Source organism: Gramella sp. AN32, from assembly GCF_023718305.1.
Taxonomy (GTDB): Bacteria; Bacteroidota; Bacteroidia; order Flavobacteriales; family Flavobacteriaceae; genus Christiangramia; species Christiangramia antarctica.
Genome location: NZ_QEYO01000003.1, coordinates 226,982 through 251,872 on the forward strand (window position 1 = coordinate 226,982; position 24,891 = coordinate 251,872).

The following is a 24,891-nucleotide window of genomic DNA, read 5'->3' on the forward strand; positions in this document are numbered from 1 at the left end:
GTTATAAAAATTAAAGGTAAGCGTTTTCTCAATTCATTATAAACGAACTATTTTTTAGTCATTTCAGTATAATATTTATAGAAATAGGGGATGGTTTCTATTCCTTTGAGATAATTCCAGACTCCAAAATGCTCATTTGGGGAATGGATCGCGTCAGTATCCAGTCCAAATCCCATCAAAATAATCTTACTTTTTAGCTCTTTTTCGAAAAGGGAAACAATAGGAATACTTCCACCACTCCTTTGCGGAATAGGAGTTTTTCCGAAAGTAGCTTCATAAGCTTTACTTGCCGCCTGGTACGCGATCGTATCGATTGGGGTCACGTAAGGATATCCTCCATGATGCGGCTTCACCTCAACCCGAACACCTTCTGGAGCGATGCTTTCAAAATGCTTCTTGAATAGATCGGTAATTTCCAACCAGTCCTGATCTGGAACCAGGCGCATGGAAATTTTCGCAAAAGCTTTGGAAGGTAAAACAGTTTTAGCACCTTCACCAATATAGCCGCCCCACATTCCATTCACATCCAAAGTGGGCCGAATCGATGCTCTCTCTAAAGTAGAATAATCTTTTTCGCCATAAACGGCATCAATATCCAGTTTCTCCCGATATTCTTCCAGACTGAAAGGTGCTTCAGCCATTTTATTTCTTTCTTCTGCGGAAAGATTTTCTACTTTATCGTAAAAACCGGGTATCGTAATATGATTATTTTCATCAGTTAAGGAGGCGATCATTTTACTGAGCACATTCAGCGGATTAGCCACGGCACCGCCATATAATCCTGAATGCAGGTCGCGATTAGCGCCCGTCACTTCTACTTCCACATAGGAAAGTCCGCGAAGTCCCGTGGTAATTGAAGGAACATCTTTGGCGATCATCCCTGTATCTGAAATAAGAATTACGTCATTTTGTAATTTCTCCTTATTATTTTTAATAAACCAGTCCAGGTTTTCACTTCCTACTTCTTCTTCTCCTTCAATCATGAATTTCACATTGCAGGGCAAAGCATCATTTTTAGTCATAAATTCCATCGCCTTCACATGCATATACATCTGGCCTTTATCATCACAGGCGCCACGGGCAAAAATTGCTCCTTTCGGATGGATTTTCGTTTCTTTAATAACCGGCTCAAATGGTGGTGAATTCCAAAGATCGAGAGGATCTGGTGGCTGCACATCATAATGGCCATAAACCAGCACCGTGGGGAGATTCTTATCGATTAATTTCTCTCCATAAACCACAGGAAAACCTGGTGTTTCGCATATCTCGGCATTTTCACAACCCGCTTCCAGCAAACGCTTTTTTATCGCTTCAGCAGTTTTCAGCATATCCTTTTTATAAGCTTTATCAGCACTAATCGACGGAATTTTTAGTAATTCTACTAATTCATCTAAAAATCGTTTCTTGTTTGCTTCAATATATTCTTTAATATTCTCCATCTGAAATTTCCATTTTGGTAAAGTTAATAAGATAATTTTTTGTGATGTTATTTGTAATTTAAAAGGAATGTTTATATTTGCGTCCGCTTAGTGAAACTAAGCTGTCCGAATGCGGGCGTGGTGGTCCCGATAGCTATCGGGAGGTAAACACGCTAGATGAGAATCTATAAATCAAAAGCGGGCGTGGTGGAATTGGTAGACACGCTAGACTTAGGATCTAGTGCAGCAATGTGTGGAGGTTCGAGTCCTCTCGCCCGCACCAAGGGATAAGCCGACTTTAACGAGTCGGCTTTTTTATTTTGGTACAACATAGGTACAACAAATTATCATTTTTATAATTTCATTTCTTTTGATACTAAATGATATCTTTTTAGCACATCACCTATTATATATCCATAAATCATAAGAATTAGATTTAATAATATATAAAACTGAAATTGGATCAAGACCAATAGATTATTATTAATTACCATAAAGCCAAAAATGATTTCGGTACTTTTCCTTTAAAGTTTCATTTTTCGCTCTTTTTCCCATTTTTTCAATTTTTCTGAAAAAACTTCAAAACTCAAATGCATTCATTTAATAATATTTGCTACGTGAAAATCACTTAAAACAAATCTAAGATATGAAAGTGCATTATTATCAATAAAATTAAATTATTATTGAATATTATGCAATAATAATTGATTTTCAGTATATTTAATTGATGTTTTGTCAGTATATATTTAAACTGATTTTGCATCCAGATTACGATGAAAACTGAAATTGAATATATAAGTACTCAATATTACAAACTTGTAGAGGCTCTACGATAAACGGGAATGTAAATGAAATTCTTGTTTCCTGGAATATTGAAACCATTCGGCAGGATCATGGGAAAACATTTCTGGCCAGCATTCCAAAATTTGATGGCTTTACCTGTATTCCAAGTCATCTAAATTTTCAATCTACCTATCATAATTTTTATAATACTTATTCTCCGCTTAGCCATAAGATAATGGAAGGGAGCTGTCCCAAATCTCTGGATTTTATAAAACATATTTTCGGGGATCATTATGAGTTGGGATTGAATTACCTGCAATTATTATACACTAAACCCACACAAATACTACCCATTTTGTGCCTGGTATCCAGGGAGCGGTCTACCGGAAAAAGCACATTTCTAAAATGGCTCAAACAGATATTTGAAAATAACCTGACCTATCTTACCAATGATAGTTTTAGCAGCCAGTTTAATGCTGACTGGGCCAATAAACTCCTGATTTGTATTGATGAAGTTTTATTCAATAAAGAAGAACTGACCGAGCGCATCAAATATTTAAGCACTACCAATTTTAATAAGTTAGAAGCGAAAGGAAAAGACAAACAGGAAGTAGAATTTTTTGGGAAGTTTATCCTTTGTAGTAATAATGAAGAAAATTTCATAAAAATAGATCATCACGAAACCCGATTCTGGGTATTAAAAGTTCCTTCGGTAAAAAAGGAAAATACCGGCTTTTTAGAATCACTGGAAAAAGAGATCCCGGCATTTTTATATTTTCTTCAGCATCGATCTTTACATAGCACACATCAAACCCGAATGTGGTTTACCCCAAAAACAAATCGAAACTCCAGCTCTCTTTAAACTGGTTCAGAATAACCGAAACCGTGTGGAGAAAGAGCTGGCCAGTATTTTATTAATGGTCATGGAAGAGCATGATCTTCAGGAAATAAATCTATGCCCCATGGACGCGTTAAATGCGCTTAGTAAAACCAGGCTAAGAACTGATTTGACCCAGATCAGAAAAATCCTAAAGCAGGATTGGAAACTTGAAAATACATCCAACTCGAACCGCTATGAAAAGTTTACGTTGTGGGAAAACGGCAGCTCCAACCTACCCACTACCAAAGGACGCTATTTCACTATAAATAAAACTTTTATTTCTGGATCATTTTGAAGATCAGAGTTCAGCCTGAATCAGAGAAATAAAAGTGAAAATGATGAATTGATGACAAAGTGATGACATGGAATTCCCTGAGTTCTCGGGAGGTTTCGGGGATTGGCATCGTTTCATCATTTTTTTGATGTGCTGCTGAGAAAATAAGACTAATTATTTCTTCATTTTTTGATGAATGATGACAGAATCTTCTTAGAGCAGTAATACTAAGACTTAAGACCGTCATCGTTTTGTCATCAAAAATAATAATGATGCCGAAAATTGAGAAAATAAGGAAGCACTCAAATAAGCACATTTTAATCAAAATAAAATGCTGATGAAAGAAAAAATGAATTTACCTAGACTCACCTGCGAAAGAGCCTGTAGTATTTGCATCGTGGAAACACTCGCAAAACTAGGGCACTTTCCAAGCAGGATAGCGGGGATAGAAGCCTGGTTTCTGAGTCCCCTACGGTCAGAAACACAGGCCTCTTTCAAGGTTTCTTTAAAATTGAACCGATGGTATGACTTCGGAATAGGAAGGGGCGGAAACGGGCTGGATTTGATTGTGGTAATGAAAAAGTGTTCAGTTAAACTGGCATTGGAATTTTTAAGCAATGAACAGGAATCTTTTTCTTTTCAGCAGCCTATTTTAAAAAGAGAGACTACTCCAAAAATTGAAATTTTCCAAGTTAATCCAATAAAGCATCCGGGGTTGATTCAATATTTAGAGTCCAGGAAAATTTCAATCTTCATAGCATAACAATATTGTAAGGAAGTACGGTATAGATTAAAAGGAAAGCAATACTTCGCTTTGGGTTTACAAAATCAATTAGGGGGGATGGGAACTTCGGAATAAATATTTCAAAGGATCCAGTTCCCCAAAAACGTATACCCATTTAAAGACACATTCAGATCGCTTGATCCTTTTGGAAGGTATGTTTGATTTGTTATACCTAGCTGAGTTATTTCCCGATGAACTTATAAATTCAGACATCGTTATTTTAAACTCATTAGCTTTTTTACTTCAAATCACTCCCCATTTTAAAAATTACAGGGAAGTAAATCTGTACCTGGACAATGATCAGGCTGGAAATAAAAATAGAAAAAAGCTACTTCAGGATTATAAGAACACCAAAGATAGAAGTGAGCTATTTCAAGGGTATAAAGACCTGAGTGAAAAGCTTGTTTCAATTAGAAGTACAAGTAACGAATTGAACAATTAAATAGGATCGAAAAAGTAAATGCCACAAGGGAGATTTCATTTGGGAGGGCAAAGCAAGATGTGTCATTGTCATGACAATCTTGCTTTGCGCCCGGAGGTTGCAAAGATTTAAAGGAAAAAATGAAACGGGAATACATCCAGATACGCTGCTCGATCTACGAGAAAAAGCTGCTTAAAAAAAGAGCGGCTAGGGCGGGAATTTCCCTTTCAGAGTATTTAAGGGCTACTGCTTTTAAGATCAATATGGTCGAACGCATTACCCCAGAGCAATTGGAATGCTATCAGCTACGGGTTCAGTATAAAAATAACTTTAGTCGGATTGCCAATATGTTTAAAAAAAGTAATCCCAAATTATCCAAGGAAGTGCAGCAATTAGCTGAAGAAATCAGAACCCATTTAAAAAGCTTCAAAAAATGATCGGGAAAGGACATTCCATAGCGAGTACCGGTGCCTCCATAGATTATGGATGGAACCAGGAAAAAGAGGCCGAAGTGGTATTCAAAGATTACCTGGCTGGAGAGACCCCGAGAGAGATCACCGAGGAATTCAAGATCATCCAATCGCAAAATGAGCGATGCACTCAAAATACGCTCAGTTTTATATTAAGTCCTACCATTAAAGATGGGCAGGAAATAAGCAAAGCACAATTGAAAATGATCACAGATAAATTTCTTAAGAAATGGAATTAAAAAACAGGCAGGCTATTGCGTTTGTACATCGGGATAAAGCACATACCCATGTGCATGTATATGTGAACAGGATCGGTTTTGATGGGAAAGCCTATAATGATAGTTTTATTGGAAAACGGAGTCAGATCGCCGCAGACAATGTAGCCAAGGAGCTAGGGCTTACCAGGGTTCGGGACGTACAAAACGAAAAGCTACAGGAACTCAAATGGCAGCGACTGGCCATTAGACATATCAATAATAAAGTGATGGAAACTCGGCCTAAATCACTGGATGAATATATCAGTAAAATGAAAACCTGTAATGTACAGGTAATCCCTTCCATCAATAAATCAAATCAGTTACAGGGGTTTCGGTTTGAATATAAAGGTGCTAATCTGAAAGGGAGTGAGGTGCATCGATCAATGACGGGTGGTAAGCTTATAGCAGAAATCAGTGAAAATTCTAAAGGTGTTGGAATGAAGGAAATATCAAGTGGTTTAAAACTGATGGATAAGACGGTACAACTTAGTACCAATATGGCCAGTAAAATTGCCAAAGACTTAATAAAACAGGTAATTAAAAGAGGATTGGATACCGGAATGGGAATTTAAATAATTTAAGCTATGAAAAAATTAGATGAGATCATGGAGCTGATGACCGATGAGATGGCTGATTTCAAAGTATCAGTATTACAACTTAAAGAACATTCTAAAGAGCTTCAAAATATGAGCATCCCAATTACCACAGAAGCTTTGGAAAAGAACCTAAACACTTTTTTGGAAAAACAGGAAGCTAAAAATGAATTATTGAATGAAATTCTTAAAGGCATTGATAAAAAGCTTTTACATGGGATGATCATACCCAATTATATACTCGTGATCTTCGGAATATTGGGAATATTGATGGTGGGACTATTGGGATATTTTGGGTACACTACCAAAGCAGCAAAAGACGAAAAATTTGAATTTTTTCAGATGATGCTCGATTCAGAGAATCAGTATCAAGATTATTTTTCAGAAAATCCTGAGCTCAAAGAGAATTACCTGCATTGGCTAGAAGCAAAAAAATAGGATTTATCATGACAATTGATGTTGCGGAAAATCACCAAATTTTTATAGTAAATGCATCTGTAGCCTCTTAAAAACGGCCTTATTTTTACTGTAAATTATGAATCATAAGTAGTATGCGCCCTCTGCTGTTTTTACTTCACGCTTAACTTCCCGTACACTATAAAAACAGCACAGGATCCACGCGCAAGGTTAGTTATAGTAGATTTGGGGCATATTTCTAATCTAATCAAACCACATCAAGTCTATCACTTCCATTTCCTCAACTTTACAGTTTGCTCCTTCTTTCGAAGCGACTAATGATCCCATAGCGCAGGCTAAATCTAGAGCAATATGAGGAGTTTTACCTGAATGTAATCCTTTTACTAGACTCGCCAGAAAAGAATCTCCGGCACCGACGGTATCTTTTACTTTAACGTTAAAACCACTATTGTGAAAATATTCTCCATTTGTATAGAAAATAACTCCTTTGGAGCCCCTGGTAACACAAATTTCCTTAGTACCCGTATTAGTAGAAATAAATTCAATGCACCTCGCAACTGAAGAACTCTTAAACCCCAATTCCATACTTATAGTAAAAATTTCTGTTTCGTTAAATTTCAAAAAGTCCGCTTTTTTCATAAGCTTTTCCAGCAATGGAATTGGAATTTTTGGTGTCCTAAGGTTTACGTCAAAAACTTTATACTTAGCTAACTCCAAAATACTTTCGAGTGTTTTATTTGATTGAGCACCACGACATATGAGACTGCCGAAAATAAAAACATCACATTCAGCAATATTATTTTTAATTTTTTTATTCTTCAAAATATTCATCCATGCTGAAGGCTCCTTTATTTCATATTGAGCCTCCCCGTTTTTATCTAAATAAACAGATACACTCCCAGTGGGAAGTTTTTTATCAATTTGAATTAAGCATTTTATACCCGCCTTATCAAGATATTCTCCAATTTCATGTCCGTTATCATCATTCCCCACACTGCTAATCATTGTGGTTGAGACCCCTAATGACTGTAAACGGAGGGCTACATTCAATGGTGCTCCTCCTATTCTTTTTCCTGTAGGTAAATGATCCCACAAAACCTCTCCAAAGCAGGTTATTTTTAATTTACTGTTCATTTATAAAATAATTTAAGGGGTAGTTAATTTTATATTTTCGAAATTCACATTGCTGTTATCTACAAAAATACCCCAGTTTGTATTTGTCGCTTTATAAATCCTATTAGATAATGCTGCTTTATCATTAATATAGACCACCACCATAGAATTTTCGATGATTATTTGAATATTATAAATAGTATTAGGAGTTAGTGTAATTGGCACATAATTTTCTGCAATGGATGTAGTAGTGAGATTGCTTCGATTTTGTTTATCAAAACTAAACCTGTTCTCAGAAGGTATAAACCGTAGGCTATAGAAATCTTCATATCCGTCGCAAGCACCAATCATAAACCCAAAATCTTTATTAGAAGAATTGAATGAAACATCTGCATCTATTTTATATTTTTCTGCACTTACCGGATCGTAAATAACATTAGCCACATCAAAATTGGCGTTACTGATTAAATTATAAGATTCGGCATTTGGATCTGTTTTAGTTACACTCCCCCACTGACTATTTTTAGTGATTGAATAATTATTGGTCTCCATAATGTTCTTTAGAGTATGAGGGATAGAAGCTGCCAGATCTCCGTTTGGTAAAGAATAAATTTTATGACTTACTAGATTCCCGGCCCACTTCCAATTTCCAGAATCTGTATCGCCACTTAGGTTATTTTTCCAGCCAAACAAATATCTATCACCATATTGATCTATTGCAGACTTGGCAGCAAATATTCCTTTTCCGGCAAAGCGGCTCAAATCTGAAGGTTTAGACCATGATCCTGTAAGGGTTGTACTTTTCCTATAGTATAAATTCTTACCAATTTGATCTGAATATATCAAATAATAATATCCTCCCATTTTAAAAACCTCGGTACATTCCATCATCCAGTAGATTTCATCCCCACCATCATAGAGGATATCAGAGTACACCCAATTCCACAGATCTGAAGAAGTGTAATGGGCTATAACCCCTCGCCAGGTCCCATTTACATTTTTTCTTGCTGAAATTAACATATGAAACTGACCTCCATCTTCAAATACAAATGGATCCCGAAAATTATCATTTTCATCAAATCCCTGACTTTTAGGTACCGTAATGGTTGTAAAATTATTCCTTTTCGTAAAAAGTTGATCTGGATTGTTAGAAGTGGCTAACATAATTGCTTCCCGCTCAGAATTACTACAATTTCCAGAATTAGGATTATGCCCAGTATAAAAAGCATAATAGGTGTCATTATTTTTCATTACACTACCGGCACCTATTGCAAAATCCTGATCACATAAAGCAGTACTTGAAGCCAAAATCTCCCCTGTTTCACTGTAGTTATAAAAATCTGTAGATTCAAATGCATACCAGGGATGCCTTTCATTAGTAGGGTCGTTCCATATATCTTTTATAAAATAAATATTGAAGTCCTGCTCATTCGTATCATACAAAACCGCCATATCACCCACTCTAGACCCATCACTGGTCATAGGGTAAATTTTATAATCCAACTCCTCCGCTTGTGCGATACAATTTGAACTAGCCGTACTATTCAAAACCAAAGATGGAACTTCCGTATTGTCAAAAACATCTGTTTTTTGGCATCCATATAGTATAAGAATTCCTGCAATTATCAATAACTTTTTCATTGTTTTCTTGATTTAATTAGTAAAGTTAACTTGAATCTTATCGAAAGTCACCTCTCCATATTCTGCATAAAGGCCCCAATTTGAATCATATGCATTATAGACCCGATTGCTGAAAGCGATCTCATCATTTACATATAAAACCACTACAGATTCATCCATATATAATTCAAAATCGTATTCTTTATCTGACTGAAAATCAAAGTTCACGACATTTACAAATGACCCATTATTAATGGCAATAATTTTGTTATTTCTTGGTTCTAATTGAATCCTGAAGGAATCAGAAGGATTAGAACCCCCGGCCAGAAAAATTCCTCCATTCGCTTCACTGCTAATTGAAACTGTACCAGATAATTTTGCAGATTTCCCTAAACTGTTAAAAACTACCTTCGATTGGTCATTCTGAGCCTCCAGATTATAATTGTTTGTGCCGGTAGTTGCATTTTCAGAAGATTCTACCACATCAAGGTTTATGTTTCTTGGAAAAGCAGAAGAAACGTTGTTTGGAGCTTTTACAAACAGCTCTTCACTATTAGATTGTTGATAGAGCTCATGGACAACAAGGTTGCCACCGAATTCCTTATTACCGGAATTTGTTTCAGGACTCCTTCTAGCTGTCCAACCCATGATATATCTTTTGTTTCCATCTGAAACGGTTTTTCCCGCATAGAAATACTGGCCATCAATCACATCTCTTTCAGGAGTTCTCCATGGCCCGGAAGGGCTATCCGCAACCCTGTAATGTGTAACTTTATCATCCCAGTTTTCTGAAAACGTTAAATACCAATAATTACCCATTTTGAAGATATCAGCCACTTCCAGCATTAAATAATTTTCTTCATCTGAAGTGGTATAAAGCGCGCCTTGATTTTCCCAATTATCAGTTGCCGGATCGCTGGAAGTAAACAATAGTACCAACGCTTTACGCGCATCGGTTTGAGTGCTCACAAGCATCCAATATTCTCCGGCTTCTTCATTATAGAATACATGAGGATCCCTGAAATCGAAATCATAATAACCATTAGGAGCAGTAATAATAAAATCCTCCTGTTTGGTCCAGTTTTCCATATCCTTGCTAGTCGCTAACAGCAAACTTTCCCTGGAATTGTTTGCTAAAAAACCTGAATTGCCATTATGGCCTGTATAATAAAAATAATAAGTACCCTGTACTTTAATCACTGAGCCGGTACCAATTGCAAAATCGGGATCGTTAGAAGAGCCATAATCTATAGCCCTCCCTTCGTAATCATAATCAACAAAGTCTGTTGTTTCAAATTCATGAATATCGTGAAATCCTTCTCCTGCCGGTTTTGACAAAGCATCGTGCAAAAAGTAAAGATGAAAAACACCGTTCTCATAATAAGGCATTACATCGCCTGCCCAGCCTGTGGTGTTATAGGGGTCAGTTTCTCCCATCCAGCCTGAAGAAGGCTTGGGATAAATCCCCAGTTTAATTTCATTTGATATACCCGGATCTACACCCTCGTCTGGTGGGGTACTATCCTTACTACAACCTATGGCAATAACAAGGAAAATAATCGCTATTTTTTTTAAATAAATCATCTTTTTAAATTTATGTTATTACTCATCTTCTCCTTCAAGATAATCAATCGCATTCCTGGTCAACTGATGTATATTTGATAAAAACCCATTGGGGGCACTTTGTTCTCCATCAGCATTTGTTTCATTATACCAGTCATAAGCACCAAAAGCTATTACAATCGCGTTTCCTCCTGTTGTTTCATCTGGAAATTCAGCAATTGCGACCCTCCCGTCCAAGGTATCATCCCAGTCTTCACTAGCCAAGTTAATACCACCTGTTTGTTCTCTCCATCCGAAGCCATCTCCGTATCCACCCCATTCCGGAAGGAACCACCATGCGGTGTGGTTTACTCGAAAAGTCCCTTTTTCGAGGAATTTTGCCTTACCTTCTTCAAAAGTTTCAAGGCCTTGAAAAAGCGGGTGATCGATACGTGTTTTAAAAGATATTCCCCAGGAATTATTTTCATCAACAAAGCCATTAGGTAGGAAATCACCAAATACATTATTGGGACCTTTTCCCTGTGGGACCAACCCCAGGGTTTCTACATATCTGGCAGCAAAAGTGGTTAAAAACAAACCTCCTCCTTCAGCGTAAAATGTTTTTAATTTATCAGTTACAGTTGCATTAAAAGCAACTTCCGGTAGATCCACGCTAGAATCAAAGTGCCACCAGATAACAGAATAACCAAGGTTTGCACCTTCTATAATGTCTTGGAATGAAATGTATTCGACGTTCTGGTAATTGGCAAACAGCCAGTCTGAAGCCGCTTTTTCATCAGGGTTCGTAATTTCCGCACGCACATTGGCTGTACCCAAGAAGGCAATTTTAGAGCCGGAATTAGGAGTAGATACATTGATTGTATAAGTTTCAGTTTGTCCCTGTCCTGTTACGTTTAAACTTACAGGTTGGGAAAAATCCATTGTCGAGTTTAGGTTTAAATCGGTGGTCACCCCTTCGGTCAAGGTAATCTCCGGTTGCAAAGCAGTAATATCTACCTCTCCCTCTAGCGTTAGAGAGATCGTGTTATTATTGTCATTAATAGAAGCCTTGGTGCCATTAATAGAAAAACTTGTGATAGGCTTGTTCACCTTTGCACTGACCATATATTCCTTATACACATTTCCGTTTACAACCACATACTTCATTTCCTGCATAAGGCTAACTGCTTCCCCCAAATTAGGTGTAATTGTTGCTCCTCCCGGAAGGTCAATTTCAGGAACAACCTCCATTAATGAAGTCCCATAAGGCAATTGAAATGTGATTTTTCCCGAACTTTGATCCATAACACCTTCAGAACCATTAATACTGAAGGAAAGGATTTGTACTGGGGCGTCCATATCAAAATCGCTATTATCATCTTCTTTTTCACAAGCACCAAGTGCGAGTAGGAATATTGCTGCAATTCCATACAAAAATACAATCCTGGATAGTTTTATTCGTTTCATAATATCAATTTTAGTTTAGTTGTTATTTTTATTTTTCCATATGGAATTCAGCTTCCATACCTTAAGTCCTTTAATAATTACCTCATCACCTTTTGAATGTAAACTAGCTCCGGTTTGCTCCGGCCCTGGAAAAGTCAAAACACTAAACACCTTCTCCCCGTCCTGCGTAAAAATCTCAACGGAAGAGCGATCTACAAAAATTCTAATTTCAAGCAGGTCATTTTTTAGTTTTACCGGTGCCTTCATAAGGCCTTTAAATTTTTCAATAAATTCTTTGGAGGTCGCATTGGTGGTAGTACTTCGGTCTACGGAAAACAAATTTGTGCTACTGTCGTAGGTTAGTACCAGACTTTTGTTACCATCTTCCTGAAGGTTTATCTGCAATTCACTGTTTCCTGTAAATTTAAAAACCGCATTCATTTCATAGGTGTTCCCGTATTCTGGAATTTTTGAAAGTTGCAAATTAGCCTTTAGCGGAATTTCTTTTAATTCGAAGGAAGTTGTCCTTAAGGTTTTTAGTTCAGGGATAGGATTTTGAACAATTCGCAAACCTTCCCCGGTTTCTATTAACTGAATTTCCCGGGGAATGGATTCAAATCCTTTTCCCCAGCTCGTAGGAACCTGGTTGGCATACCGCCAGTTGCCCATCCAGCCAAGCATAACTTTTCTCTTACTGTTATTATCATAATCCCTCCACGTTCTTGCCGCATAAAAATCATTGCCGTAATCCAGCCATAAACCGTGCTCTAGATTGGTGTCCATGAGTTGGTCGGAAAATTGTATGTGGTCTATGGCAATATTTGCAGAGTCATTTACAGATTTATCTATAACCCTGATTTTTGCACTTTTACCAAGCCATTTGGCAACATTCCATCCTTTCCATCTGAAAATGGAATCCCCGTTGCCCGCAGATTCTTCCCGGGTCCGATTATCTATAATTAATTGAATGGAATGGTTTTGAATATCATTACTTCCACTAACGAGAAAATTTATAGCAGGTTTGGATATCTGGAAACAGGAAGACTCCCAAGCGATCGTATCATTTTTAAAATTTTCTGAAAGTAAAAACCGATTGCCGAGGAAACCTCTTTTTGAGTTCGATGAATATTTATTAGACCGAACCTCTTCAAAGTCCTCAAAAATCTCACCCTGTAGTCCTATACCTCTTTTTAGGTAACTTTCAATATTGCTATAGGGTATAAACCGATTTCCATCAAAATCCCCAACGAAATACTGAACCCTATTTGGCCCTCTGCCTATTAATAAAACCCAATGTTTTTCATCCTTCTTTCCTTTAACTGGAACTTCAAAAAGATCGGGACACTCCCAAAAGGAATTTTGTACCCCCAAACCTTTAAATTCACTCAGGAACTTCCATTTTTTTAAATTTTCTGACGAATAGAAGTGTACGCTTTGTTCATTGGGAAGGGAGACTGCCATAATCCACTTCTTCGTTTCATCATGCCAAAAAACCTGAGGATCCCTAAAAAACACCTTATTAATATCAAGAACAGGATTTTTTTTATAGTAATTGAAAATGACCCCATCATTACTTACTGAAATTGCCTGTGCTTCAGGCAAAGTATCGCCCGGATAATGCCTGGTGTAGAATGCTATCATACTTTCATTACCAAACCCGGAATCATTATTTTTATCTACTACTACGGAACCGGAAAAATAACTGAAATCACCCGGACCTCCCTGCATAGGATAAGGTAATTCTTCCCAGTGAACAAGATCCCTGGACACTGCATGCCCCCACCAGAAAAGATGATAAACCCCCTTATAATGAATAAGCCCATCCGGATCCCCAATCCATCCTTTAGTCGGACTGAAATGGTATTGAGGCCTGTAAACTTCATCATATTGTGCCTGCACAACTAATATATTACCCACCATCGCGAGACACACAAAAATCCATATGGATGTTTTTTTAACCATTTTCCTAATATCCGGGATTTTGAACATAACGATCTTCACTCCAAAAAATCTGATTTTGTGGAATTGGGAGATACTCGTGTTTACCTGATATAAAAGAACCTCCTTGAAGAAAATCTCTTCTGGTCTGTTCTATATTTAAGTAAAGGTTTAATACTTCTTCAGCACTTCCCCATCGGACAAGATCGAAAAACCGCTCTCCTTCCTCAGCTAACTCTAACCTTCTTTCAAAGCGTAAAGCATTACGTGCATTTTCCGTCGTCCAGTCAATATTAACTCCGGGCATATAGGTTTCTACATAATAATTAGCTAAGGGATTACCCTCGGCATCAACTAATTTCTCTGTACTCTGGGCAGCTCGCTGGCGCACCTCATTAATAAGGGGCAATGCTTCGTCTTGTCTTCCTAACTCTATAAGAGCTTCCGCCTTTATCAACAAAATTTCAGCATATCTCAAAATTATTCTGGGTTTTGTATTTCCATAGAAAGGATCTACATTTTCATAATTTTCTGATTGAACATTTTCCTTCAGAGAGTTATAAAATCCATAAATTTCCGGTGTCCTGCTCCAGCTTTCTTCAAATATAAGGTCTGTCTCATATTTCCAAGGATTGCCGGGATGAGCTATGGTATGGTCCAGTCTTGGATCTACCGTACTGGTTTCAAAGTTTATATTTTCTGCATTGAAAGAATCCAACAATGGCACACCCTGCCCGTTGGTTTCAAAAGCATTGGCCAGATTTTGAGAAGGCTTTTTGAAATCACAACATCCCAATCCCTGGGGCACGGTTAGCATATCCCCAAAATTCAGGCGTCCGTTTGCTGTACCGTCATTTGTCGAAAATTGTACTGCAAACAAAGACTCTACACCATTTTCATAAGGTCCGGATAAAAAATTATTCGCAAAATCCGGTTCCAGGCTATGATTGGAAGAGAGTACCTTATCTGCTGCCGCTATAGACTTTTGAAGCAGTTCCTGGTTTACATTTACCACCTGGTGCTGGTCATTCTTTTCATAAGCCTGGTACAGCCTCGTTTTTGCTAGGTATGCATAGGCTGCAATTTGATCTGCCCGGCCAATCTGGGGCTGCACCAGAGGTAAATTAGCTGCTGCGAATTCAAAATCCTGTGCGATTTTTTCCCATAGTTCCTGACTTGTAAGCTCTACATTGGTGGTTAATTTATAATCTGCAGCAGGTACATTTTCATCAATGTATGGAATGCGATTGAACAGCCTTTTTAATTCAAAATAAAAATGGCCTCTTATAAAACGTAATTCTGCCCGACGCTTTACCACTTCCGGGAATTCATCTTCTGTGAAATTCTTAAGAATTCTAAGTCCTTCATTAGCTCTTCTAACACCTATATATAAATGGAACCAGAGACCGTCTATTTCCCACATATCAGGTCTAACATTTGTAAAAGTTTCCATAAAATGGAATCCCTGGCCATCTCCCGGATCACGGCCTCCTTTATAGGCATCATCAGATCTCATATCTCCATATTGCCATAAGCTAAAGGGACGGTTAATTTCATCATTTCCTAATTGCGAATATGCCGCAATCACAAACTTCTCAGCATCTTCAGGTCTATCTATCTGATTTTCACTAAGAACACCTTTTGGAGTCACATCCAATTCATCCGAACAGGATGCAATGATCAGGCACAACATCAGTAGAATTAAAATATATTTTTTCATCTGTTTATAATTTTTGTTATCTATTCTTAAAATGCAATTCGCCAAACATTTCGTGCCGACCAGCACCGACTGATATAGAAATTCTGTTATGGCTAATAAATTATATTTAAAACTTTAGATTTAAACCGGCTGTGATTATTAAGGGGTTTGGATATCCGTAACCGGGATTTTCAGGATCCAAACCTGTAAAAGAATCGCTCTTGGCCAATAAGGCAAGATTATCCCCACCTATATAAATCCTGAAAGAATCCATATGTAGGTCACGCGTAACATTCTCTTCAAAGCTATATCCTACTTGGGCATTTCTGAGTTTTAAATAAGAACCATTTTCGATGAAATAAGTAGAGAACCTAGATTCAAAATTTGCATCAGTTAGAGAAATTGCCGGGATATCAGAATTCGGATTTGTTGGGGACCATGCATTTAATAATCGGCTCCCTTTGTTGGAACCTGTTTCAGAAACACTCCAAAAATCCGTAGCGAATTTAAAATCATTTACAACATCTATTCCGGCCACTCCCTGTAACAATAATGAAAGATCAAATTGATGAATGTTTACCTGTGCATTGAGACCGTAAGTAAAATCGGGATGGGGCACACCAATCCAGGTCCTATCAAAATCATTGACCACGCCATCATCATTTAAGTCGGCGTACCTAATTCTACCCAACCCTTTTCCGGGCTGCTCTGCGTGATTGTTAACCTCTTCTTCTGTTCTAAACAATCCATCGGCTATATAACCAAAAAATGAATTTATAGGACGGCCAAGAATGTTTTGCCCCCTACCGTCACCTCCATAGGCATTCACCACCTCGGCAGGAAGTTCTGTGATCTTATTCCTATACTGGCTTAAATTTCCATCTAAATTAATATAGAGATCTTCGTCTATATTCAATCTTGTGCCCAGACTTATTTCAAAACCTTTATTTTCCATTGAGGCACCATTTACCCATTGATTACCTCCTTCTCCAAGCACACCTATATAAGGTGGAAGTAAGAGTATATCCTCGGTCTTATTAATATAATATTCCGCACTACCAGAGAGGGTTTGGTTAAATAATTCAAAATCAAGCCCAAAATTGGTCATTGTACTTTCTTCCCATCGAAGGTTGGGATTCGCATTTTGCACGAGTTTATACCCGGATGGTAGGACACCACTTCCAGCACCGTTGATATCATATGCCGTGTTGGCATAATCGGTAAGGTAAATATTATAAATCGCATTATTATCTATCTCCTGGTTACCGGTCACCCCCCAACCGAAACGGAATTTTAAATCATTTACAAAATCCAGGTTGTCATCTATAAAACTTTCTTCGCTCAACCTCCATCCTAAAGAAAATGCCGGGAAAAGGCCATATAGGTTATTCTGTCCAAATCGTGAGGATCCATCATACCTCAATGTTCCAGAAACTAAATACCTGTCTTTAAAGGAATAATTGATCTTTGAGAAGTAAGACATAAGCACATTTTCAGCGCCAAAGCCAGCGTTATTCTTTTCGCCGGTACCGGCGTCCAGATACAGGTAGTCTTCATTTTCCACCACAAAATCTTCCCTGGATGCCCAGAACGAGCTAAATTTTTCCCTATATAATTCGGTTCCTAGAAGCCCACTAAGATTGTGTTCACCATAATTTCGATTATAGGTAAGCGTGTTAGTCCACGTTGTTTTAAGATTATGGCTCTGATTAGTTTGCAGCCTGTTTACAGGATTATTCAAATATCCCGATTCATATCTTTTTCTGAAGTTCTTAGAGAAAAAATTTCCATAATCAATACCAATGCTTGTCCTAACATTCATTCCTTCCAATAACATAGCTTCCGCATAGAAGTTTCCGAAAATCCTAAGAAAATCATAGTCGTTCTGTTGATTATCTACCAGTAACCTTACCGGGTTCTGCCTGTCATTCATCCCCCCAACAGGGCCTCCCCAACCTTCACCATCAACTTTATGTACAGGAATAACTGGAAGGGCCTGAAGTGCCTCATTTATTGGAGAGCCACCAATTTCATTAGTTTTGGTAATGCTTAGGTTTTCGCCAATGGTAATTTTATCATTGAATAATTTATAATCGGAATTTATCCTCGCTGAAAGCCGGTTAAAATAAGTGGTCTTAATGATACCTTCATTATCGTAATAGCCTAAAGAAAAGTAATAATTGCCTTTCTCGTTACCATTAGATAAAAACATATCTAAATTTTGGATCACTCCCATTCTGGTTATTTCATCGAACCAATCTGTATTTGAAGCCCTCAGCATTCCTTCATCATCAAGAAATTCAGGTACAAGTACTTTATTTAGAAAAGGCCTTCCTGTTTCAGAATCTACCCCCCAATCAAAACGATATTGTACACTATTAGAGTTGGGATCTGTTCCATTATTAATATATGCCTGCCATAATGCTTCTCCATAACCTTCAGTATTCAGCATCTCGGTTTTTGTAGTGTAGTTGGAAATTGCGGAATAAGCATTTATATTCAAAACTGCCTTACCTTTTTCACCAGCTTTCGTGGTAACGATAATTACACCGTTTGCTGCCCTAGAACCATAAATACTGGCCGCAGAGGCATCTTTTAAAACCTGAATAGACTCAATATCCATTGGGTTCAGTTCATGCATTCCTGCCTTTGTAGGCACACCATCTATAATATAAAGCGGATCATTATTGTTTAATGTTCCTATTCCCCTTATACGGACTGTAGTGGGAGAACTTGGCTCTCCATTTCCTGTTACCAACATACCAGGAACGCGCCCTTGTAAAGCTCTAATGGGGTTCGCTACTGTTTGTTTTTTCATTTCCTCAACATCTACTACCGAAACAGCACCAGTAATGTCCTTTTTTCTTTCTTTTTGATAACCGGTCACCACCACGGCATCCAATTGTTCAGAATCCACCGGCAGGTTGATATTAACAGTACTCCTCCCATTCACCTGAACCTCCTGAGTGGTAAAACCAAGATAGCTAAAGGTGAGAGAGGCATCAGAAGGTACATTGTTGAGGGAATAATTTCCATCAAAATCTGTAGCAGTACCTTTAGAAGTATTATTTACCATTACTGAAACCCCCGATAATGGTATATTATCATCTGCTGAAACAACTGTTCCGCTTACATTTACCTGTTGGGCAAAAAGCCCAAAAGGCAGTGATAAAAGGCTTATAAATAATCTTATTCTCATATTAATTTAGTTTAGTTGTAGTTCGTAAACTTTTAGTTTTTTAATACTAAAATCATTTTCTTGACTTTGTAAACTGAGTTTTTCCATAGGTGCATGTGGAAAAAAAATCTCGGTCATTACCGTTTCACCGCTATCATAGAAGATTTCCACAGAAGTTTTATCTATAAAAATTTCAATGGGTAATATATTTTTATCAGAGGTTCTGGGAGCTGTAGAAATTCTATTGGCGAAATTTTCGCTAAAACCTGTATTACCTGAATTTCTTCTGTCTATAAAAAAGTTGCCTGAGTTGTCATTATATCCAAAAACCAGCTGATCCCCTGTTGAATTCTTTAATTCAAATCTGTATTCCCTGTTCTCAATTTCAGGAATTTGCAATTTTATCCGGAGTTTGTCCATATTTACCCTGGATTTATCTGCAAGAAGGAACTCGCCCTCTGTGTTTTCCATATCATTTGAATACTTCAATTGGGACAGAGAATCCAATTGCTTTACAGGCTTAGAAAAAATTCGATATGTGTTATCATTTTTCTTTTTCACTTCCAATACTCTTGGAATTGTCATTGCACTTCGCCAAGTATAGGTAGGCACTTCCTGCGCATATTGCCAGTTGGACATCCATCCTATGAACACCCTTTCATCAATGTCATGAGGTGCATTGGACCAGGTAACCCCGGCATAATTATCCTTTCCAAAATCTAACCAATAGTCATGTTCAGCAGGAAGGTCTTTTAGATAGTTTTCCGGAATAAAATTTTTCCCGTCAAAATCACCGATAAAATATTGGGTTCCGGAGCCACCGTTATAAGCACCAGGATTTAAACTTTGTATAAGCACCCATTTGGTTTCATTCGTATTACTTACTTTAATCGGAAAGAAGTCAGGGCATTCCCATACACCTCCATGGCCCCCGACCCCTTTTCCAAACTCGGAGGCTAATTCCCAGTCTAACAAATTTCCGGAAGTGTAAATAAGGGTTTTGTCGTTTGCGGAGAGAACCATTAACCATTGCTGATTTTCTCCGTCCCACTGGATTTTTGGGTCACGAAAATCTCGTATTCCTGGATTACTGATTACAGGATTTCTCGAATATTTCGTCCAGGTCATACCTTCGTCCAAACTGAATGCTATAGCCTGTGACTGATATTCTTCCTCCCCATTTCTTTCCCCAACTATATCATGATAAGTGAACATGGCAATAATTGGAATGATTCCGTTTTTACCCAAACCGGATGTATTATTTTTGTCTACAACTGCACTTCCTGAAAAAATATATCCCTTTTCATCTGGGTAAAGGGCTATAGATTTTTCTTCCCAACGAATTAAATCTTTTGAAGTAGCATGACCCCAATGCATAGGACCCCACTTAGGTTCTTCAGGGTAGTGCTGAAAGAACAAGTGGTAAGTACCATTGAGATAAAACATCCCATTTGGATCGTTCATCCAATTTTTTTTGGGGGTAAAATGAAAATTCGGTCTATAATTATCATTCTTTTCAGATAAATCTGATATTTTTCCATGAGAATTTTGTTGACCATAGCCATTCAGGAAAATTAAAAGTACTAGGGCTAAGAGATATGGCTTCTTCATATTAATTATATACATCTTGTTTCTTGTAATATTCTGAATAGTTCGTTTTTGGCAGTGAGAATTCTTCACTTAAGTCTTCGAGAGATTTACCTTTTGTTTCAGGCATTAAGGTTGCTACAAATATTAATTGCAATACCATCATAAGGGCAAAGAATCCAAAGACATATTCAGCACCAACGATAGTAAACATTAAGGGCACCAAGGAAGGTATAAGCGCAGCTAATATCCAATGGATCGAACTGCCGAATGCCTGACCTTCCCCTCGCAAATGATTAGGAAAAATTTCAGAAATAAATACCCAGATAACAGCCCCCTGTCCCACTGCGTGGGATGCAATAAAAAGGAAAAGGAAAACCGGGACAGCCAGACTTTGCCATTCAAATAAAAATGCACAGGACACCAATGTTAATGAAATTATATATCCTACAGATCCAATATACATAAGCAACCTTCTCCCCACCCTATCAATTAGATAGATACCTAACAAAGTAAATAATAGGTTTACCAAACCAATTCCTATACTGCTGAGCAAAGAAGTATCCGCTTCCAATCCTGCCTCTTCAAAAATTCTGGGGGCATAATACAGAAATGCATTAATCCCAGACATCTGATTGAAAAACGCAATCAGGAAAGCAAGTGTTAAAGGAGTTTTGTATTTCTTTAGAAAAATATTTTCAGAAGAGTTTCCTTTTTTAGAAGTATTGATCTTTATCATTAGATTCTCGGCATTTTCCATTGGAAAAATTACCTTAAGCACTTCTTTAGCCTCTTTAAACCTTGATCTGGAAATTAGCCATCTTGGACTTTTTGGAATCGTAAAAGCAAAAGCTGTGTACAAAATAGCCGGAAAAGCCTCAACTCCGAGCATCCATCTCCAGGCATCATCGTTAATCCCACTAATTAAATAATTAGAAAAGAATGCCATCAGGATACCAAATACGATATTAAACTGATACAATCCGACTAATTTACCGCGATCTTTTGCGGGTGCTATTTCTGAAATATAAGCTGGGGCAGCAATTGTTGAGGCGCCTACTCCTAGTCCTCCTAAGAATCTGAAAATTGCAAAAGTAATAGGATCATTTGATAGCGCAGATCCTATTGCTGATATAGCATAGAGAAAACCAATCGCTATAAGGGTTTTCTTTCTTCCGAATATTTTGGTAGGAATTCCTCCTAATAAAGCTCCTACTACAGTTCCCCAAAGTGCCATACCCATTACCACCGCACCATGAAAAACATCTGAAGAATTCCATAACACTTGTAAGGTTTGATCTGCACCGGAAATAACAACAGTGTCAAATCCGAATAGAAATCCTGCGAGTGCTGCTGTAATCGACCAGATCCATATTTTTTTCATATATGCAAAATTTAACTTCTGAAACTAAAGTATTTAAAAATTAAGATTGGATATATTCAAGATGTTTCAAATGATAGACAATATGTTAAGGAATATAAAAATTTCTTAAGAAGCCCAATAAGCAAAGGACATCCTAGAGATTTCTTAAAAAACGAAAACGATATAGTTGTAGAATTGTTACCTAACTTTTTCATTATGATAACTAGCCAGAACCGGCATATCCTCCTTATGAAGGATTTAAATCAAATCCTATAAATATTATTAAGTATATATCACTAGTAATCTCTAAGTCGAAGATTTCCTGTAGCTGGCAGGAGTGGTTTCGTATTTATTTTTGAAAGCTCTGGAGAAGTAACTTGGAGAATTAAAGCCAGTTTTATAAGCTATTTCAGCAACTGTTAAAGATGAGTTTTTTAGAAAGTTTTTTGCATTTTCAAGCTTAAAATTGGTTATATAATCGCTAATACTAATCCCTAGGATAGACTTAACCTTTCTGTATAATTGTACCCTTGAAATATTTAAATCTTCCGCAAGATTTTCTACAGTGAATTCAGGATTCTCAATATTGATCTTAATATTCTCATTTAGTTTTGAAAGGAACTGTTGTTCAGGATTTCCAAAACTATTTTTCTGATCTATTTTGTAAATATTATTGATATAGTAATAACGTAGCTTTTCCCGGTTAAAAAGAAGCGATCTTAAAGATTGGGTAAGAATAGCATAACTAAACGGTTTTGTCAAGTATAGATCAGTACCGGAACTAAGGCCCTTTAAATATGATTCCTTATCCCCCAGTGCAGTAAGTATCACCGTCGGGATATGAGAAGTTCTTAAATCATTTTTTAGTATGCTGCAAATATCAAATCCGCTTTTTTCAGGTAAGTTCACATCACAAATGATGATATCTGGCATATTCCCGAACGCCATTTCAATCGCATCTGTCCCATCAGATAAGTAGATATCATATTCCTGTCCCAACTTGTTTTTTAGAAATCGAGATAGATCTTTATTATCTTCAATGATTAAAATGGAATAACGATCCTCATCAGAATGGCTGTCATCATGTAAATATGCGTTATCTTCCAAGTTTTCAGAAGAAAAGTCAACCAGACTGCTTTCCACTAAGGCATGCTCTTCAATAATCTGATCTTCATTAAAATGGGTCTTTCCTTTTAATAAAGTAATGATAAACTCGGTTCCATGTTTAGACCTGACTTCAATTTTCCCCAGATGTAAATCGATAAACTGTTTAGTAAGGTTTAACCCAATCCCCGAGCTATTTTTTCGATTAGTAGATCCTCGGAAAAAAGCGTCAAAAACATTTTTTATCTCCTCTTTAGGTATTCCAATTCCTGAGTCCTTAAAGTGAATTTTTACCTCATTGGTATTTTCAACATCAACTATATTAATGGTTATATTCCCATTCTCTGGGGTGAATTTAAAAGCATTCGACATCAAATTGAAATAGACCTTATCCATTAAGTTTCGATCAATGAAAAGTTCGAGTTTTTCATTATTTGAAGTCAGTTCAAGATGGATGCTACTTTTCTTAGCCTCTCTTTGAAAATCATTCAGAATATGCTTAGAGAAGGTATAAATGTTAGTTTTAGAAACCCTTAGATTAAAATTACGATCCTCAACCTTCCTAAAATCAAGAAGATTATTGATTAATCGAAGTAACCTGTTTGAATTATTATAAATTAGTTCCACTTCGCCCATTAGCTTAGAACTTTTTATCATACTATGCCCGGCGAGTGATTCTATTGAGCTTTGTATAAGCGTAATTGGCGTTTTAAATTCATGTGAGATTCCTGTAAAGAAATTCATTTTAGCTTCATTACTTTGACTAACTTCTTGGGCAATTTTTTCAATCTCGTTTCGCTGATCGGTTATTTTTTTGTTAGTTGATTGGAGTTGTTTATTTTTTCTTCTAATCGCAAAAATGCTGTAAATACTGTAAATAGCTAAACTTAGTATCACAGCCAGTAAAACCATTGTGGATTTTAGCAGGTTATTTTGAGCATAATACAGATCCTGTGTTTGGTTGATTGCGATAATTTGATCTTCAATTTCCCCCTGTTGTTGAAAAATTTTATCCAACTGATTTTTCATCAGTTCGGCATTGAAACGGTCAATAACAATCGTTGTTAGGACATTGTTGCGGGAGTAGTTGTTCTTGTTTAGTATATCTGTGGCCAACTCAATAGCTTCAGCTCCTCCGGTGGGATAAAATATTGTTGCGGTGGCCATTCCTTTTTGTACCATCTCAATTCCCCCATCTGGTATACTCAATCCATCTACCCCGATAATTTTTATTTTATCCTCCAATCCTTTAATTTGGGTTAACTTCCATGCCTGCCTGGCCAACTCATCATTAAATGCGTAGATAAAATCTATTTCGTTACCTATAGAATCTAACATTTGTACAAATTCAGTTTTCGGGAGACCTTTGAAACTTTTAACCACCAGAATATTCTCTTCATTATCCACTATCTGGTGAAAACCAAGACTGCGTTCTTTGGTGGGGGTTGAATTATCTACCCCCTTTAATTCTACTACATTAATTTGACCCTGACTGGTAGAGGCAATATAATTTGCAGCATTTCTTCCCACATTAATATTATCTGCACCTATAAATGCATCATAACTCTCGGAATTCACTTTTCTGTCAATCAGAATCACCGGGATTCCTGCTGTATGGGCTTCTTCAACAACAGGGGCAATTGTATCGGGATCCAAGGGAGAAATAATGATCAGGTCTTTCCCATCGGCTATCATTTCTCGAATGTCCCTGATTTGTCTTCGGCTGTTTCCTTCAGCCTCTTTTATTTCCAGGTTTAAATCAGGATTTAAGGAAGCCTTTATTTTCATGCTCTGATTCATAGAATTTCTCCACGGGTGGTTACTCAAACATTGGGAGAATCCAACCTGATAATCAGCATCAGAACTGTTAGAGTTGCAAGAAACTATAAAGGCAGTAAAAAGAATAAACCAAAAGTTAGAAACTTTCATATGAGAATAAATAAATTGAAATCTTAGAGTAGAATATCTTAATCTATCGAAGAAAGCATTATAAGATTAAAATAA

At 37.1% G+C, this 24,891-nt stretch carries 19 protein-coding genes and 1 tRNA gene; 9 read left to right on the forward strand and 11 right to left on the reverse strand.

The window, feature by feature from the left end; all coding sequences use genetic code 11:
* Positions 1-47: 47 nt before the first annotated feature.
* Complete coding sequence (locus DHD80_RS05445; protein ID WP_251740133.1) at positions 48-1,439, reverse strand: dipeptidase; 1,392 nt, start codon at positions 1,437-1,439, stop codon at positions 48-50.
* Between the two features lie 177 nt (positions 1,440-1,616).
* Between DHD80_RS05445 and DHD80_RS05450 the strand changes: the two genes are divergently transcribed.
* The 9 genes from DHD80_RS05450 to DHD80_RS05485 all read left to right on the forward strand — a co-directional run bounded on the left by DHD80_RS05450 (position 1,617) and on the right by DHD80_RS05485 (position 6,318).
* Positions 1,617-1,701, forward strand: a tRNA-Leu gene (locus DHD80_RS05450).
* A gap of 735 nt (positions 1,702-2,436) precedes the next feature.
* Complete coding sequence (locus tag DHD80_RS19985; protein ID WP_347709956.1) at positions 2,437-3,063, forward strand: primase-helicase family protein; 627 nt, start codon at positions 2,437-2,439, stop codon at positions 3,061-3,063.
* A 25-nt stretch (positions 3,064-3,088) separates the two neighbouring features.
* Complete coding sequence (locus DHD80_RS19990; RefSeq protein ID WP_347709957.1) at positions 3,089-3,376, forward strand: hypothetical protein; 288 nt, start codon at positions 3,089-3,091, stop codon at positions 3,374-3,376.
* A gap of 316 nt (positions 3,377-3,692) precedes the next feature.
* Entirely contained in the window at positions 3,693-4,118 is a 426-nt protein-coding gene (locus DHD80_RS05460; protein ID WP_251740134.1) for a hypothetical protein, read from the forward strand.
* Between the two features lie 175 nt (positions 4,119-4,293).
* A complete protein-coding gene (locus tag DHD80_RS05465; protein ID WP_251740135.1) occupies positions 4,294-4,581 on the forward strand; it encodes a toprim domain-containing protein in 288 nt (95 codons plus the stop codon).
* A 119-nt stretch (positions 4,582-4,700) separates the two neighbouring features.
* Positions 4,701-4,997 (forward strand): mobilization protein MbpA, encoded by a 297-nt coding sequence (mbpA, locus tag DHD80_RS05470; RefSeq protein ID WP_251740136.1) that lies wholly within the window; start codon positions 4,701-4,703, stop codon positions 4,995-4,997.
* On the forward strand, positions 4,994-5,269 hold the full coding sequence (locus DHD80_RS05475) for a hypothetical protein (protein WP_251740137.1): 276 nt from the start codon (positions 4,994-4,996) through the stop codon (positions 5,267-5,269). The genes mbpA and DHD80_RS05475 overlap by 4 nt, the downstream gene beginning before the upstream one ends.
* On the forward strand, positions 5,260-5,859 hold the full coding sequence (locus DHD80_RS05480; RefSeq protein ID WP_251740138.1) for a relaxase/mobilization nuclease domain-containing protein: 600 nt from the start codon (positions 5,260-5,262) through the stop codon (positions 5,857-5,859). The genes DHD80_RS05475 and DHD80_RS05480 overlap by 10 nt, the downstream gene beginning before the upstream one ends.
* 12 nt (positions 5,860-5,871) lie before the next feature.
* Complete coding sequence (locus tag DHD80_RS05485; protein ID WP_251740139.1) at positions 5,872-6,318, forward strand: DUF6730 family protein; 447 nt, start codon at positions 5,872-5,874, stop codon at positions 6,316-6,318.
* 222 nt (positions 6,319-6,540) lie between these two features.
* On the opposite strand, the gene DHD80_RS05490 is transcribed toward DHD80_RS05485, so the two are convergent.
* The 10 genes from DHD80_RS05490 to DHD80_RS05535 all read right to left on the reverse strand — a co-directional run bounded on the left by DHD80_RS05490 (position 6,541) and on the right by DHD80_RS05535 (position 24,816).
* On the reverse strand, positions 6,541-7,431 hold the full coding sequence (locus DHD80_RS05490; protein WP_251740140.1) for a carbohydrate kinase: 891 nt from the start codon (positions 7,429-7,431) through the stop codon (positions 6,541-6,543).
* A gap of 12 nt (positions 7,432-7,443) precedes the next feature.
* Positions 7,444-9,051: a glycoside hydrolase family 32 protein gene (locus DHD80_RS05495; RefSeq protein ID WP_251740141.1), complete on the reverse strand. Its 1,608-nt coding sequence runs from the start codon at positions 9,049-9,051 to the stop codon at positions 7,444-7,446.
* Between the two features lie 12 nt (positions 9,052-9,063).
* Positions 9,064-10,614 (reverse strand): glycoside hydrolase family 32 protein, encoded by a 1,551-nt coding sequence (locus DHD80_RS05500; RefSeq protein ID WP_251740142.1) that lies wholly within the window; start codon positions 10,612-10,614, stop codon positions 9,064-9,066.
* An 18-nt stretch (positions 10,615-10,632) separates the two neighbouring features.
* Positions 10,633-12,039 (reverse strand): DUF4960 domain-containing protein, encoded by a 1,407-nt coding sequence (locus DHD80_RS05505; RefSeq protein ID WP_251740143.1) that lies wholly within the window; start codon positions 12,037-12,039, stop codon positions 10,633-10,635.
* Positions 12,040-12,054: 15 nt separating this feature from the next.
* Positions 12,055-14,019, reverse strand: coding sequence for a glycoside hydrolase family 32 protein (locus tag DHD80_RS05510; RefSeq protein ID WP_251740144.1), 1,965 nt, complete (start codon positions 14,017-14,019; stop codon positions 12,055-12,057).
* Positions 13,985-15,676: a RagB/SusD family nutrient uptake outer membrane protein gene (locus DHD80_RS05515; RefSeq protein WP_251740145.1), complete on the reverse strand. Its 1,692-nt coding sequence runs from the start codon at positions 15,674-15,676 to the stop codon at positions 13,985-13,987. Before DHD80_RS05515 ends, DHD80_RS05510 begins: the two co-directional genes overlap by 35 nt.
* Positions 15,677-15,782: 106 nt before the next feature.
* Positions 15,783-18,854: a TonB-dependent receptor gene (locus tag DHD80_RS05520; RefSeq protein WP_251740146.1), complete on the reverse strand. Its 3,072-nt coding sequence runs from the start codon at positions 18,852-18,854 to the stop codon at positions 15,783-15,785.
* A 6-nt stretch (positions 18,855-18,860) separates the two neighbouring features.
* Positions 18,861-20,459, reverse strand: a complete 1,599-nt coding sequence (locus tag DHD80_RS05525) for a glycoside hydrolase family 32 protein (protein ID WP_279346998.1) — start codon at positions 20,457-20,459, stop codon at positions 18,861-18,863.
* The gene (locus DHD80_RS05530; RefSeq protein WP_251740148.1) at positions 20,446-21,804 is read right to left on the reverse strand and encodes a sugar porter family MFS transporter; all 1,359 of its coding nucleotides are present in this window, start codon (positions 21,802-21,804) and stop codon (positions 20,446-20,448) included. Before DHD80_RS05530 ends, DHD80_RS05525 begins: the two co-directional genes overlap by 14 nt.
* A 285-nt stretch (positions 21,805-22,089) precedes the next feature.
* Entirely contained in the window at positions 22,090-24,816 is a 2,727-nt protein-coding gene (locus DHD80_RS05535) for a substrate-binding domain-containing protein (RefSeq protein ID WP_279346999.1), read from the reverse strand.
* Positions 24,817-24,891: the final 75 nt, after the last annotated feature.